Annotated in this window: 14 protein-coding genes and 5 tRNA genes; 9 read left to right on the top strand and 10 right to left on the bottom strand. The window is 46.3% G+C overall.

The window, feature by feature from the left end:
- Window positions 1–146: 146 nt before the first annotated feature.
- On the top strand, window positions 147–425 hold the full coding sequence (locus tag Psfp_RS19890; RefSeq protein ID WP_134220258.1) for a hypothetical protein: 279 nt from the start codon (window positions 147–149) through the stop codon (window positions 423–425).
- An 84-nt stretch (window positions 426–509) separates the two neighbouring features.
- The gene (locus Psfp_RS19895; protein WP_134220259.1) at window positions 510–2,291 is read left to right on the top strand and encodes a recombinase zinc beta ribbon domain-containing protein; all 1,782 of its coding nucleotides are present in this window, start codon (window positions 510–512) and stop codon (window positions 2,289–2,291) included.
- On the opposite strand, the gene Psfp_RS19900 is transcribed toward Psfp_RS19895, so the two are convergent.
- From Psfp_RS19900 to Psfp_RS19925, 6 genes are all read right to left on the bottom strand, one after another.
- Window positions 2,270–2,344 (bottom strand) — tRNA-Cys (locus Psfp_RS19900). The two genes, Psfp_RS19895 and Psfp_RS19900, sit on opposite strands and share 22 nt — an antisense overlap.
- 7 nt (window positions 2,345–2,351) lie before the next feature.
- Window positions 2,352–2,426: transfer RNA gene (locus Psfp_RS19905), tRNA-Gly, on the bottom strand.
- 40 nt (window positions 2,427–2,466) lie between these two features.
- A tRNA-Phe gene (locus Psfp_RS19910) sits at window positions 2,467–2,542 on the bottom strand.
- A gap of 8 nt (window positions 2,543–2,550) precedes the next feature.
- Window positions 2,551–2,627 (bottom strand) — tRNA-Asp (locus Psfp_RS19915).
- A gap of 322 nt (window positions 2,628–2,949) precedes the next feature.
- Window positions 2,950–3,777, bottom strand: coding sequence for a polyamine aminopropyltransferase (speE, locus tag Psfp_RS19920; protein ID WP_192895556.1), 828 nt, complete (start codon window positions 3,775–3,777; stop codon window positions 2,950–2,952).
- A 39-nt stretch (window positions 3,778–3,816) separates the two neighbouring features.
- A complete protein-coding gene (locus Psfp_RS19925) occupies window positions 3,817–4,275 on the bottom strand; it encodes an arginine decarboxylase, pyruvoyl-dependent (RefSeq protein ID WP_134220261.1) in 459 nt (152 codons plus the stop codon).
- Window positions 4,276–4,465: 190 nt separating this feature from the next.
- Here Psfp_RS19925 and Psfp_RS19930 point away from each other — a divergent pair, with 190 nt between their 5' ends.
- A complete protein-coding gene (locus Psfp_RS19930) occupies window positions 4,466–4,936 on the top strand; it encodes a general stress protein (protein ID WP_134220262.1) in 471 nt (156 codons plus the stop codon).
- A gap of 80 nt (window positions 4,937–5,016) precedes the next feature.
- Here Psfp_RS19930 and Psfp_RS19935 read toward each other — a convergent pair whose 3' ends face one another.
- Window positions 5,017–5,895 carry a TIM barrel protein gene (locus tag Psfp_RS19935; protein WP_348981172.1) on the bottom strand — a complete coding sequence of 293 codons (879 nt, stop codon included), beginning with the start codon at window positions 5,893–5,895 and terminating at the stop codon, window positions 5,017–5,019.
- Window positions 5,896–5,991: 96 nt separating this feature from the next.
- Between Psfp_RS19935 and Psfp_RS19940 the strand changes: the two genes are divergently transcribed.
- The 4 genes from Psfp_RS19940 (at window position 5,992) to Psfp_RS19955 (ending at window position 9,469) form a co-directional block, all read left to right on the top strand.
- Window positions 5,992–7,575, top strand: a complete 1,584-nt coding sequence (locus tag Psfp_RS19940; RefSeq protein ID WP_134220264.1) for an ABC transporter substrate-binding protein — start codon at window positions 5,992–5,994, stop codon at window positions 7,573–7,575.
- Window positions 7,576–7,675: 100 nt separating this feature from the next.
- Window positions 7,676–8,062 carry a DUF1540 domain-containing protein gene (locus Psfp_RS19945; RefSeq protein ID WP_134220265.1) on the top strand — a complete coding sequence of 129 codons (387 nt, stop codon included), beginning with the start codon at window positions 7,676–7,678 and terminating at the stop codon, window positions 8,060–8,062.
- A gap of 101 nt (window positions 8,063–8,163) precedes the next feature.
- Window positions 8,164–9,081 (top strand): hypothetical protein, encoded by a 918-nt coding sequence (locus Psfp_RS19950; RefSeq protein ID WP_134220266.1) that lies wholly within the window; start codon window positions 8,164–8,166, stop codon window positions 9,079–9,081.
- 145 nt (window positions 9,082–9,226) lie between these two features.
- Window positions 9,227–9,469 carry a hypothetical protein gene (locus Psfp_RS19955; protein WP_134220267.1) on the top strand — a complete coding sequence of 81 codons (243 nt, stop codon included), beginning with the start codon at window positions 9,227–9,229 and terminating at the stop codon, window positions 9,467–9,469.
- A 52-nt stretch (window positions 9,470–9,521) separates the two neighbouring features.
- Here Psfp_RS19955 and Psfp_RS19960 read toward each other — a convergent pair whose 3' ends face one another.
- On the bottom strand, window positions 9,522–10,157 hold the full coding sequence (locus tag Psfp_RS19960; RefSeq protein ID WP_134220268.1) for a hypothetical protein: 636 nt from the start codon (window positions 10,155–10,157) through the stop codon (window positions 9,522–9,524).
- A gap of 175 nt (window positions 10,158–10,332) precedes the next feature.
- Between Psfp_RS19960 and Psfp_RS19965 the strand changes: the two genes are divergently transcribed.
- Window positions 10,333–10,408: transfer RNA gene (locus tag Psfp_RS19965), tRNA-Ala, on the top strand.
- A gap of 106 nt (window positions 10,409–10,514) precedes the next feature.
- Here Psfp_RS19965 and Psfp_RS21910 read toward each other — a convergent pair.
- The gene (locus tag Psfp_RS21910) at window positions 10,515–10,670 is read right to left on the bottom strand and encodes a hypothetical protein (RefSeq protein WP_192895555.1); all 156 of its coding nucleotides are present in this window, start codon (window positions 10,668–10,670) and stop codon (window positions 10,515–10,517) included.
- Window positions 10,671–10,862: 192 nt separating this feature from the next.
- Window positions 10,863–11,042, bottom strand: coding sequence for a helix-turn-helix domain-containing protein (locus tag Psfp_RS19970; protein ID WP_134220269.1), 180 nt, complete (start codon window positions 11,040–11,042; stop codon window positions 10,863–10,865).
- Between the two features lie 338 nt (window positions 11,043–11,380).
- Between Psfp_RS19970 and Psfp_RS19975 the strand changes: the two genes are divergently transcribed.
- Window positions 11,381–12,325 (top strand): tyrosine-type recombinase/integrase, encoded by a 945-nt coding sequence (locus tag Psfp_RS19975; RefSeq protein WP_134220270.1) that lies wholly within the window; start codon window positions 11,381–11,383, stop codon window positions 12,323–12,325.
- The last annotated feature ends 619 nt before the right edge of the window (window positions 12,326–12,944 follow it).

Below are 12,944 nucleotides of genomic sequence, written 5' to 3' on the forward strand. Positions count from 1 at the left end.
GGCTTCTTTAACAAGCTGCTCTTTGAAATCCTGAGGATATCTTTTACGTTTCATCCATACCCCTCCGTTAATATTAGTTTATATTAATAAGGGGGTATGGCTCAAACTCAATTAAGGGGCTTAATAGCTACGGTAATGAAGTCGCTATGAGTAAAGATGAATACCGGGCATCTGTTTGGGCAACAGATTACCTCATACCTGACGTTAATTTGATTAAGACAGTATTGGACGGTTACAACACAGTTACTCACTTAGCAGAACAATTGTTTGTTACCGAGTGGTTTATGTCCAAAAAAATATACATCTTGAAAATGCGCTTTAGAAAGCTTGGGGTAAAACTAAAGTTCCGTGATTTTCTAAAGCCAGAAGTTTACAAGAAATATTTCAAGGCTGACGGTAATATTAGATTCTTAGATGGCAAATAAAATGAAAATAAAAAGTAACCGTACTATGTATCAAAAACTTTTAGATAAATGGATGCACGGAAATAGACTAATTTGAGGTGCATAATGCAATTTAGCTTTCGTAATACCAATAAAGAAAAAAAAGAAAAAACGTGCTATGCCGTAGCTCTGGCGCGGGTATCAACAGAAGACCAGTTCATAAAAGGTAATTCGGTACCTGAACAAGACAATCGCATTGATAGGTGGGCACAAAAAAATAATGTTATTATCGTGGATAGGGAAAGTATCCACCACTCTGCCTACCGTGGCCTGGATGAGGATTCCAGGGTCCTTCGTTTGCTGGAAAAGGCAAAATCCGATCAGCGCATAAGTCTTTTTTTGGTAGATGAAAAAAGCAGATTTGCCCGGCGTAAAGTGCTGCGTGTTACATGGGCAAATGATCTCCGGAAACATGGTGTTGAGGTAATTGGTGTCAGTGAACCTGAGTATGACCGTAAATCCATCATGGGTGTATGGTGGGAAGGCATGAGCGAAACTAAAGATGAAGCTCGTTCTGTTGAAACAGCCTATTGGACCATGCGAGGCATGTTGCGCAACTTCCAGGAGCGCGATCCGGAAACCGGCTATTGCTACCGTAATGGTGGACCTCCCGCCTACGGTTATAAAAACATTCGTGTAATCAGAGGTAAAGACGCTCGCGGTAAAGACATTATAAAATTATTATGGGACGTGGTGGAAGAACAGGCATTGATCGTACGGTATGTAGTTTTAACCTGTTGGCATAAGAGGAATATGACCCTTAAAACCATAATAAACCACCTTCAGTCAACAGAACCAAAGTGGGACGGTCGGCGCGATCTGATACTTAATGCAAGGGGGAAACCATGGAGTCTATCATCAATTAGGGAAATGTGCGTAAAAGCCTTGGAAGGTTATTATAATGGCATAGGGTATTTTAACCGTACCGGCAAGGACCTGGTAGGTACCGGACAGAAATGGAAGAACCAAGAGGAATGGCTTCGCATAGAAAATGCGCACCCGAAAATTATTTCAGATGAGGAGTTTGCAGAACTGGTAAAGGTGAAGGGGCCACTTATGGAAAAAAGAAAAAAGCCCGGTTTCAGAGCACCCCGGGCAGAAAATAGTCGTTATCTTTTTACAGGCAAAAATCTTATTGGAGAAAATATGTTTGTATGTCTCCGCTGTGGTGGACCTATGAAAGGATCGCCATCCGGAGGCTATCTATATTACATTTGCTCCAATAGGGACAACCAGGCTAGTTGTGACAACAATGCCCACCTGGCCCAGGATGAAATTGAAAAAGTTGTGATCGAATATATCAAAGGTTTTTTTACCCCGGCCATGCTTGAAAAAATAGTCGAGGAAGCAGAAAAAATATTAAAAGATGATAGCAGTGATCAACTGGAAGCTGAAAGACGTTTACAAAAACTAATTGATGAAAAACAAAATTCTATAAACAATATTCTAGAGGCAATTAAGCATGCACAGGACAGCAACGTTATGCCAACCCTTATAAAAGAGATGGATAAATTGCAACAAGAAAAATCTTCTTTACTCCGGGATCTAGAAGAAATTAAAGTAGATAAGCCAGAATCCATAATAATTGACAAGGCTATGGTATTGAAAAAAATTAATTCCCTGGATTCTGTTTTACGAAGCAAAAACATTGATAACTATGAAAAGAAAATGGCAGTTAAAGGCTTTGTGAAGCAATTGCAATACGATCCGGTTCAGAATATGCTACATATATACTTCTGGCCTTCACCCGTCGATCAATCAAGCCATCTTGTAATAGAAGCGTTAAAAAAGGCTGAAGCCGGGGAAAAATTATCCCCGGCTATACGTGGAGGCGACACCCGGATTTGAACCGGGGAATGGAGGATTTGCAGTCCTCTGCCTTACCACTTGGCTATGTCGCCGATCAAATGGAGCGGAAGACGAGATTCGAACTCGCGACCCTCGCCTTGGCAAGGCGATGCTCTACCACTGAGCTACTTCCGCATGGAGTATATTTTATCAAATTTTGCGATTACTGTCAAGTTGGTGCCACGGGCCGGAATCGAACCAGCGACACGCGGATTTTCAGTCCGCTGCTCTACCAACTGAGCTACCGTGGCTTGAAAAGTGGCGGAGCTGACGGGAGTCGAACCCGCGATCTCCTGCGTGACAGGCAGGCATGTTAGGCCACTACACCACAGCTCCGTGCTTGCCCCATTTCCGTTGGCCTAGGGGGTCATTACTGACATTGACTAGTATACCTAATCCGGCTTCCGAAGTCAAATGGTTTTTTATTAAAAACAGTATTTTTCTGCGCAACCACTGGACTTCCTCGGCCTGCTCCCTATTATCTGGGTCTTGATATAGTTTATTCAAGCTTCTACTCCAACATTCTAAAGCGAGAATCGACCACCACATATAACTTCCCTTAGGCCATGAAAAATCAGGCGCACCTGTCGAGACCTCTTTCCGGTACCTGGCCGGAAACGGTTGTTAAATCCACAGGTGCGCCTACTATGACTAATTTCTACTTCAGCAGCTCCTGCACAAAGGGCGGCAGCACAAAGCATGCCTGGTGGATGGCCGGACTGTAGTACCTGGTCTTCAACTCGGGTATCTTCTTCCGATCCACCCCCAGCGGGTCATACTTCTTGGAGCCCATAGTAAAACTCCACAGTCCGCCGGGATATGTAGGCACGTTCGCCAGGAAAAGACGCGTTATTGGAAATATCCCCGCTATGTCACGATACAGCCTTGGGATAAGGTCACGGTTTATGAAAGGTGATTCCGTCTGGGCGACAAAAATCCCGTCGTCTTTCAGCGCTGCCGCAAGATCTTCGTAAAATCCGGCGCTGAACAGCCCCTCGGCCGGGCCAATCGGGTCAGGCGAATCTACCACAATAACATCGTAGGTTTGTTTGTTTTCCCTGACGTGTTTAATACCATCGTCAATAATAATTTCGACCTTGGGGTTGTCCAAGGCGCAGCTGATTTCGGGCAAGTACTTTTTCGCAACCTCAATGACCGCTCCGTCAATCTCGCAGTGCACAACTTTTTCAATGGACGTGTGTTTAACAATTTCACGTACGGCTCCGCCGTCCCCGCCTCCTATAACCAGCACTCTTTTCGGTGAAGGGTGGGTATTGAGCGCAACGTGGGTAATCATTTCATGGTATACAAATTCATCACCCACCGTGGTCTGGATAATATTATCCAGCACCAGCATCCGTCCATACTGAAGCGTATCAACTACCGCCATATCCTGAAAAGGGGTCTTCTCGCGGTGCAGGACCTTAGAGACCCGGCACGACAGGGCCAAATTGTCCGTTTGCTGCTCCTTAACCCATAAAGCCAACTTTGATTCCATTATCTGCTCCTCCATCATTCATATTTATTAATACCAGAGGGGTACCGCAGCCAGGGCACAACCTATGGTTTCTACCTGGTGTTCCGTTGATGCCATCTTGATGCCTGCCAGTTCCATACCCCTTGTTGCAAAGGCTTCCTCAAGCATACTCTTAATGGCCTTTTCAGCCTGGTCTTTACCACATCTACCCGAGAACTCCATAATAACCCCGAAGGTATCCTTGGAAAAACCAACTCCTACAGCAGCGGAAATCATTTCTCCCGGAACATCGCTGATAATATAGCCGTAGGCAGTAGGCACGAGAGAACCAGGCGGTATTTCCATTTGTGGACAATACTCTACTCCCGGAGGTAAAATACTGGATACCCTCATCAGGTTCAGGTTGCCGATTTTTGCTTCCATAAGGGCATTATCGAAGGCATTCAAATGATTCTTCCCTTCGGCGCTACCTGCTGTGATAAAGAACTTTTTAGGTGTCGGCAGCATTTTCTTGCCTCCTTGTAATGTTTGTTGCTAAATTCTTCGCAAACATACAATATTATATCAGAAGTAAAAAAAAAATAAACCGTAATTTTGCACTATCTGGAAAAGCCACACGCTACAAAGATGATGAATATGACCCTAACCCCTGTGGCAAGATAAAAGGGTTCAAAGCTTATAACAAGGGGGTATATCATTGCTTAAAACTGTAATCGGTACTTTTGATTCCAGGGATCAAGCCGAAAAAGCAGTCTCAGCTCTCCGCAACAACGGTTTTTACGATGAAATATCGGTAGTCGCATCTGACCGGACCAGGGCAGGCGGCCCCCAGGATGTAACTGGCGGGAGTGTCGCTTCCGGGGTTAGTACAGGAGGTGTGCTGGGCGGTCTGGCGGGTCTGGCCATGGGGGCCGGCGCGCTGGCCATCCCCGGCATAGGCCCTATTGTAGCTGCCGGGCCGATTGCCGGTATTCTCTCAGGGGCCGCCACCGGTGGAATTGCCGGCGGCCTGATCGACTGGGGAGTGCCGGCAGAACGAAGCAGGTTTTATGAAGGGAAAGTCAAGGAGGGTAAAATACTGGCCTCCGTGCGGAGCGATGAAGGCAAGGTCAATAAAGCTGCCGGTTTCCTTCGCGACAATGGGGCCAAGGATGTAGAGGTCCATTAGCCGCCACCGGGACCTGGTTTTTAAACTGCAAAGGGAAACAGCAAAGGACTTCCTGCTATAGGAGTCCTTTGCTCCTCTTTCTATGCCTTTTTCTTTTCTTCTTTCAGCCGGTAGTAAATATCCCTGTACACAATAGCGTCTTCTGCTTGCCGCCCTGCCGATTCACAAATGATCGTCGGAGTTAAACCCCACTCTACCAGTATTTCAGCAAGCGGCGCAAAGTCAGGTCCCAAATTTGTATCAAGGGTTGTACCGTGCTTCTTTTCTCCAGCTCCGGTAAACTCAACAGGACTGAAATGGATATGCAGGTTCTGTATATATGCCCGGCCCAGCCGTTCCTGGATGAGCTCCAGGATAGCGGCAAAAGCCGGCCTATCCACCAAAGCGCCGCCGCTTAGCGCGTTAAGATGCCCAAAATCCACTGCAGGTACCAGTCTTGGTCCAAGTTCACACAGTTCCAGTATTTCCTCCAAAGAGCCGAGCTGGTTTCTCTTGCCCATAGTCTCCGGCGCCAGTTGAACAGTGCCGGTACCTTCCGCTTCCGCCTCGTTCAATATTTCTTTCAGGAAGCTTTTGGCTCCCGCCAGGATCTCCTTACGGTCACCACCGCTGCCTGAACCGGGGTGGAACACTACCACTTTCGCACCCATCAAGCTTGCTGCCTTCAGTGCATTCAGCAGGTGCGCCTTCGTCTTTCTCTTCATTTCCTCATCCCTGGCGGCCAGATTTATGTAATAAGGCGCATGCATGCTCAACCTGATCCCCTGTTGGGAAGCCAGTTGACCCAATTTGACTGCCATTTCCCCACCGATTTTGACACCCCTGGTACTCTGGTACTCGTAGGCGTTTAACCCGAGTTTGGCCAGCCACTCCGACATGTCCAGGGAAGACTTGTGTCCTTGCGCATAGAAACTCTCGGATGCCCCTGCCGGGCCAAAGTATATCGTCATTTCTCTCATTCGCCTCAATCTTACATGATTATACAACCCCACAAAAGGAGGTATTTAACATTATATCCAGTATTTTATAATTAATTAACTGGGGGTGGGGATATAATGCTCTTGAGATTAAAAATTCTATCTATTATTTTGCTCTTACTGTTGCCGGTCTATCTTGTTTTTAATTCCAGCGCTGTACAGGTTACTGGTCGCCTGCTGGGATGGCCGAGCGGCACAATTGTCTATGCCAGAGAACAGGACTCCACGACCCTTGATCCGGCATTAGCCCAGGAGGAGGAATCGTATAAGGTAATCTCCAACATTTTTGAGGGGCTGGTCCGTTTTAAACCAGGCACAAATGAAATTGAGCCCAGCCTTGCCGAAACCTGGCGGGTGTCTTCCGACGGGCTGGTTTGGACCTTTTACCTCAGGAGAAATGTTAAGTTTCACGACGACACTCCCTTCAATTCAGAAGCGGTAAGGTTTAGCATAGAAAGGCAGCTGTCGCCCCAATCCCCGGAAAGGGCAACCTACGCTTCCTTTATTTTCGGCATGGTAGACAAGGTCCAGTGTCCCGACCCCTATACGGTCAAATTTCTACTAAAATACCCATACGCCCCGTTCTTAAACAACCTGGCCATGCCTAACGCCGCACCCATCGTCAGTCCCTCCGCGGCCTCAACGCTGGGTGAGAAATTCGGCGAGTACCCGGTGGGGACAGGGCCTTTCTGCTTTCACAGTTGGCAAAAAAATAAAAACATAGTATTAAGAGCCAATAAGGACTATTGGGGCAACTCTCCTGAATACGGCAGCCTGGTTTTCAAGGTCATCAACAACAGCAGGCTCAGGGCATTGGCTCTTAAGGTGGCGCTGGTCGATATCATAGACGGAATTACCCCGGCTGACGCCCGCTTTCTGCAGGAAAAAAACTGCCCGGTTTATCAAACTCCCGGCCTGGACCTGGGCTACCTCGGCTTCTTTACTCACAAAAAACCCTTTGATAACTTGGCAGTGCGCAGGGCCTTCAGCATGGCCATCGACCGCAGCCATATCAACTCTGTTATATTTAAGGGAGCATGTGTTGAGGCCAACGGCCCGCTGCCGCCTGGTGTCCTGGGATACGATCCCGGAACCCGGGCCATCCCCTATGACCCGTCCGGCGCCAAGGAACTGCTGGCACAAAGCGGCTACTCCAGTGGGATGAAGTTCACTCTTATTACCTATACCAATACCAGACCCTACAACCCGGCCGGTGGAGAGAAACTGGCCGCAGCCATAAAAGCCGACCTCGCCACAATTGGGATTGAGACAGAAATAAAAGCCTACCCCTGGCAGCAGTATAAGGAAGCGCTGCTAAAATCAGAAGGTGACGCATATCTTTACGGCTGGATTAGCGACAATGGCGACCCGGACAACTTCCTGTATACCCTGCTTTCTTCTTCCCAGATCGAAAGCGGACTGAATACGTCCCGCTACAAAAATAGCGAAGCGGACCAGCTCTTCATCAGAGCGCAGCAGGAACCCGACCCTGGTTTACGGGAACAGCTATACAAGAAGGCTGAAAAGATTATTGTTGAAGAGGCGCCCTGGTTTTTTTTAAACCATAGCCTCAAATTTGCAGCCACTTCCCCCGGTTTGGAAGGTTTTACACTCAACTCAAACGGTACAACCCAGCTCAGCCGGTTAAAGAAAAACAGATAATCATCTTTTCTATGATCCTTCTAGCTCTATCCAGCAAATCCTCTCGCATAGACTTTGACCTCTGGGGAAAGCTAAAAAAAAACTAATGAGGTGATTTTAATTGGGCGAGCCATTAATTGAGTGCGAGGTGGATACTTGTACCCACTGGATGAGCGGAAACCTCTGCAGCGCAGCCAATATTGATATCCTCCATGAAGAAGAAGGCCGCATGACGCAGAGCGATGCCCACACTGAGTGCAAAAGCTTTGCCAGGAAAAAAGGCCTGGCCAATCTGCTCGGCTCTATGGACAACGTCAACTGGGGCGGAGTCGTATCTTCCCTGTTCACGCCGGGTCAACAAATCAACCCCTCGGTTTCCTGCATCGTTAATTCATGTCATTTCTGGGCTGACGGAAATTTATGTGAAGCCGACAGGATTAAAGTTACAGGCCGTGGAGCAAATGAATGCCAGGATACCAACTGTGCCACTTTTGAAAACAAAGCATAAATCAGCAATTACCATTATCCTCCACTAATAACCTGATGGGCAATGAAGAATAATATTTGGTAATAGGCGATAAGCCTTAATCCCATCAAGGAGGAAACAATATGGACCAATTATTTCAGCTTCACAAGCAGATCCAGGATTTAAGACAAGAAGTAAGCACCATCAACCAGGTCGCCAACCAACTGCAGAGAGCAGAGGCCAACAATGCCGCACAACTGCAGCGCCTGCAGCAGAATGAGGTTATCTCAACCCAACAGCTGCAAAACATTCAGCAGATGTGCAACCGCATCAACCAGGAAGTCAACGTTATCAGCAATGTTGCGCAGCAGGTGAGCTCTCAGATGGTCAACAGGCCTTTTACAAGCGGCCAGTATGGCGCAAACATCGGCAGCCAGTTTGCTACGGGACAGTTCGGCAACATGGGCACAATAGGAACAATGGCAACTGCTGGTCTCTACAACCCGAACCAGTTTAGTTCTTACGGAAGCACCCAGGTTGCCCCTACTGACCTCAGCTCGCTCGCCAACTATTGGGGGCAAGGCTTAAATCCTCAGGATATTTCCATTTCCAGCCAGTATCTCAGCAATCAAAACAAGCAGTTTATGCCCCAAAGCTACGGCGCCGCAACTTATGCAACCGGGATCACCCAGAACATTCCTTACCAGTATGGTACGACCGGTATTACCGGCAGCCAGTATATCCCTAGCTACAGCACAAGCCTGTCAACGCCCAACCAATTTGGTACAAGCCTGTCAGCACCAAACCAATTTGGCACAAGCCTGTCAGCACCAAACCAATTTGGCACAAGCCTGTCAGCACCAAACCAATTTGGTACAAGCCTGTCAACACCAAACCAATTTGGTACAAGCCTGTCAACACCAAACCAATTTGGTACAAGCCTGTCAACACCAAACCAATTTGGCACAAGCCTGTCAGCACCAAACCAGTTTGGTACGGGAATGGTTGGAACTCAATCCGCCAATATGCTGGGAACCCAGTACATCGGCAGCAGTTTCTAATTACCTCCCATTGAAGGGGCCACACGCGGCCCCTTTTGATTTATTGTTTAAAACCTGTTATAGCCCATAATAAGACAATTTAGCCCCCTTAACAAATTATTCCAATTTATCTATAATTAGCTATATAGTATTAGGGGGGATACACTTGGCAAAAATTTTACGTGAGGGGGCATCTTACACCCAGCGGGATATTGTTGATCTTCTCGGGGAGTTTTCAGCTTTCAAAGACAGAGTGACCAAGAAATTCAAAGACCTGGCCAAGGAACTGGAAGGCAAGCCCAATGAACATGAATTGTGGGTAAATGTTTATCTGATATCCTGCGACTATTCTGAAGAAATTGTTGGAAGGCGACTCAAGCAGCAGGAATCCCTGCAAAAGATATCCTGACAAGCAGGATAAATAATATGGCAACGGTTGGCAGGCATTGAAAGCCTGCTTTTTATTCTCCCTTTACTTCCACTTCCACGTCGAGAGTTTGTCCATCCCAGGTATCTGCGTAACCGTTTTCAGAATAATATTTGGAGACAAAACTACCTACCTTTTGGCAGGTGTAGTAATTAACTCCTCCGGCGATAAACATGCCGACTAACGGGATAATCCGCAAAAAGGATCGCTGCGAAGCCCTGATTCCCAATGCCACCAGGGCCTGCTCAACCAGTCTTTTAAAGGCATTGCTTGTTAGCTGGCTTATTGTAAAGTTGGTCAGACCACTGCCGGCAGCGCCGGCTCCGACCGATGAAACCAGGACCCACACCGCCTCCCGCGAGGTCCCGGATTCATCCAGGTCACGATCATATACCGCAGCCACTTCCAGAATTAATTCGGTAATAAAAAAAGCCATTGCGGTCATATCGAGAAGGGTTCCGCCAACAACGGCGACAAGCGTCCCGACCCCTGGAACAATTCCAGGGAGCGCCGTCGTCCCGCCGGCCAGAGCACACAACCTGCTCTTTTTCTTTATTAGCAACCCGCAAAGCTCCTCATAGCTGAGATTGGACCTTTTCTTCTTCAGCTTTTGAATGCGCTTTTTGATATCCTTTTTGTTGATGTGGTCAAACGGGTTGAATATTACCACCTAAAACAACATCTCCCCAGGACCTTTTCTTATACTATTCATGGTTCACGGGCAAAATCCTACTTGTCTTCGGCGTTAAGACTGTTTTTCTTGCCGTCTTGTTCCCTTAACTACAACCTTGCATCTACGAGACTGATATGATAAGATATTAGATGTCTCGAAAATTAAAAAACATGGGCCTATAGCTCAGTTGGGAGAGCGCTTGGTTCGCATTCAAGAGGTCAGGGGTTCGAATCCCCTTAGGTCCACCACATTCCCAAGTTTACTAAGCCGGTAGTACACCAATTACTACACCAATAGAATTGTCAAACAATTTAACCAGCTGATACCAACAATGAAAAACCTGTAGAGTATTCTCTACAGGTTTACAATCTCCTTATGACAGTCTTCATCATTTAGATTAAGTAATTCTTCTAGTTCAAGGTCGTTTTCGGCGATAATCTGCTGCAGACTCTTTGATGATTGTTCCACGCCCCCCGCCTTAATACGTAGCTTGTTCCATTTATCTGTCAAATAAGACCGCCTCCTGAAAACCGCGTCTTTTTGAAGACTAAAGGGCTTCTATTTTTCTAAAAAAATATGCGGTTTTTAAAAAAAGACCCTCTATTACTATAATCGTACCCGCTTTTTAGAACTTTAATTATCAAACAAAGTTATTTTTATTCCGGCATTCTGTACCCTCCAATACTAAACAAATTCGAGGGTCTATTTTTTTGTCTTTAACTTTTCAACGTATTTTAATACATCCTTTTTTAATACTCGCCAGCTGCGGCCTATCTTACTAGCCGGTATCTCACCACTGGCTACCTTTCGATACACAGTATAATAATTCATTTGGAGTAATTCAGCTACTTGTTCAATTGTCAGGATTTCTCTGTCATCCATGGCTTTGCTCCTCCAATTTTAACATTTCGAAGCATTATAATTCAAGTCAAAATCGGCAAAAACTCGCTAACTTATTTGCTTTTATTTGTTTTGGTTTGCCTTTATTTGCTTTAATTTGCTTCTAATTGCATTTTTAATCAGAAAACTGCTAATATCTTCAGTTTTCTTTCAATTTCTTTATTATACTAAAATTTACTAAAATTAAAAAGGAGAGAAAAAGCCATGTATATATTTTATGAATGTATTAATAATTTTGCCTGGAGAGTATACCCCAGGCTTTTACTACTAACACATAATTACACCCCCTCCCTGCAGCAGTATACCCTTCTACTTTCCTCTTGCTCCAGTCTTATTCCGTAACGTTCAAACTCCTGCTCTCTTTCTTTGAGCAGGCGAAGGCGATCAAGCCGGACCGCCTGTCCATGGCGGATCTGACCCGCAACACGATCGTTGATTTCTTGGACAGGCTTGAATCCGCACGGGATTGTGGGGTGACGACCCGAAACCAACGGCTGGTGGCCATCCATTCGTTTGTCAGGTTTGTGCAAAAGCAGTCGCCCGAGAATCTATTTGAGTTTCAGAAGATCCTGAACATCCCGGACAAGAAGTGCGCGAAGACAGTCGTGCCGTTCCTGACTGGTGAAGAAATGAGAATACTGCTGTCGATGCCTGACCCTTCAACCCAAAAGGGGATGCGGAATATGGTGTTAATGGCTGTATTGTACGACAGCGCCGCGAGGGTTCAGGAAATCATAGACTTGAAGGTTAAGGATTTGCGCTTGGACAAGCCTTCCGTGATCACTTTGCATGGCAAAGGGCAAAAGACTCGCCATGTTCCAATCACGGAGAAAACGAAAAACCTTTTGGAATCGTATTTACGCTGCAGTCCAGGCAACAACGGGGTCAGCAACGGCGAGCAGTATGTGTTTGTGAACCAGAGGAAGCAGCAACTAACACGCTGGGGCATATCTTACATCATCGACAAATATGTCGATTTGGCAAGCCAGCACGAAGGGTTCGAGGTGCGCTTTCCTGTTACGCCGCACGTGTTTCGGCACAGCAAAAGTGTCCACCTGCTGCAATCTGGCGTTAACCTGATCTACATCAAGCATTTTCTTGGGCATAACGATTGCAGCACAACCCAGATTTATGCCAAAGCAGACACCGAGACGCGGCGGAAAGCGCTGGAGGCAGCATATATTGACATCCTGCCGACAAGTGAACTGCCGGATTGGTCCGATGACAAAAATCTAATGGAGTATCTTAGCTCACTTAGCAGGTAATGATCAAATGGTGAGTGAATCGATGGGTAAGCCGGCGGTTTAGCTGGCTTGCAGTCGCCACTCACCATTTTATATCTCTCACCATAATGTCTCATGTCGTGGAAGCTAACTCTTGGTAAACCAGCCTTCTTTAATAAGCCTTCAAACTGCCTCGTGAAATTTCTTGGGTCAATAGGCCTGCCATCACTGGAGCAAAACACTAAATCATTTTTATGGTAAGTTTGACCAAAGAATAGCTTGTCCTCTGCTTGTTTTGCTTTATATGACTTAAGCTCACTTACAACCTCAACTGGTATTGGAACGGTTCTCCTTGATTTTTGACAGAAGTCAAATATGTGTATATACTTATATTTAATAATTACGAATAATGAGGTTAGCGTGAAAACATTCACAGCAAGGGTTGAAGGCCCCTGAGGTTAAAAAAGAGTATAGCAAACAAGCCCTAACAGAAGCAGAGCGTAGAATGGGTTAAGCGGGCAGCGTGATATGCTGGGGGCTTATAACGCCTTGGGTAATCAAAAGTTTGGCAGCCTGCCTCAAAGCTTTCTCCTTTTGCTTATTGCGAAGCTCTATCGGTATATCGACCTGAAAAAGGTCGCAGGGATTAAACACTTCGCCG

Origin of the sequence: Pelotomaculum sp. FP, assembly GCF_004369245.1 — a bacterium.
Classification (GTDB): Bacteria; Bacillota; Desulfotomaculia; order Desulfotomaculales; family Pelotomaculaceae; genus Pelotomaculum_C; species Pelotomaculum_C schinkii.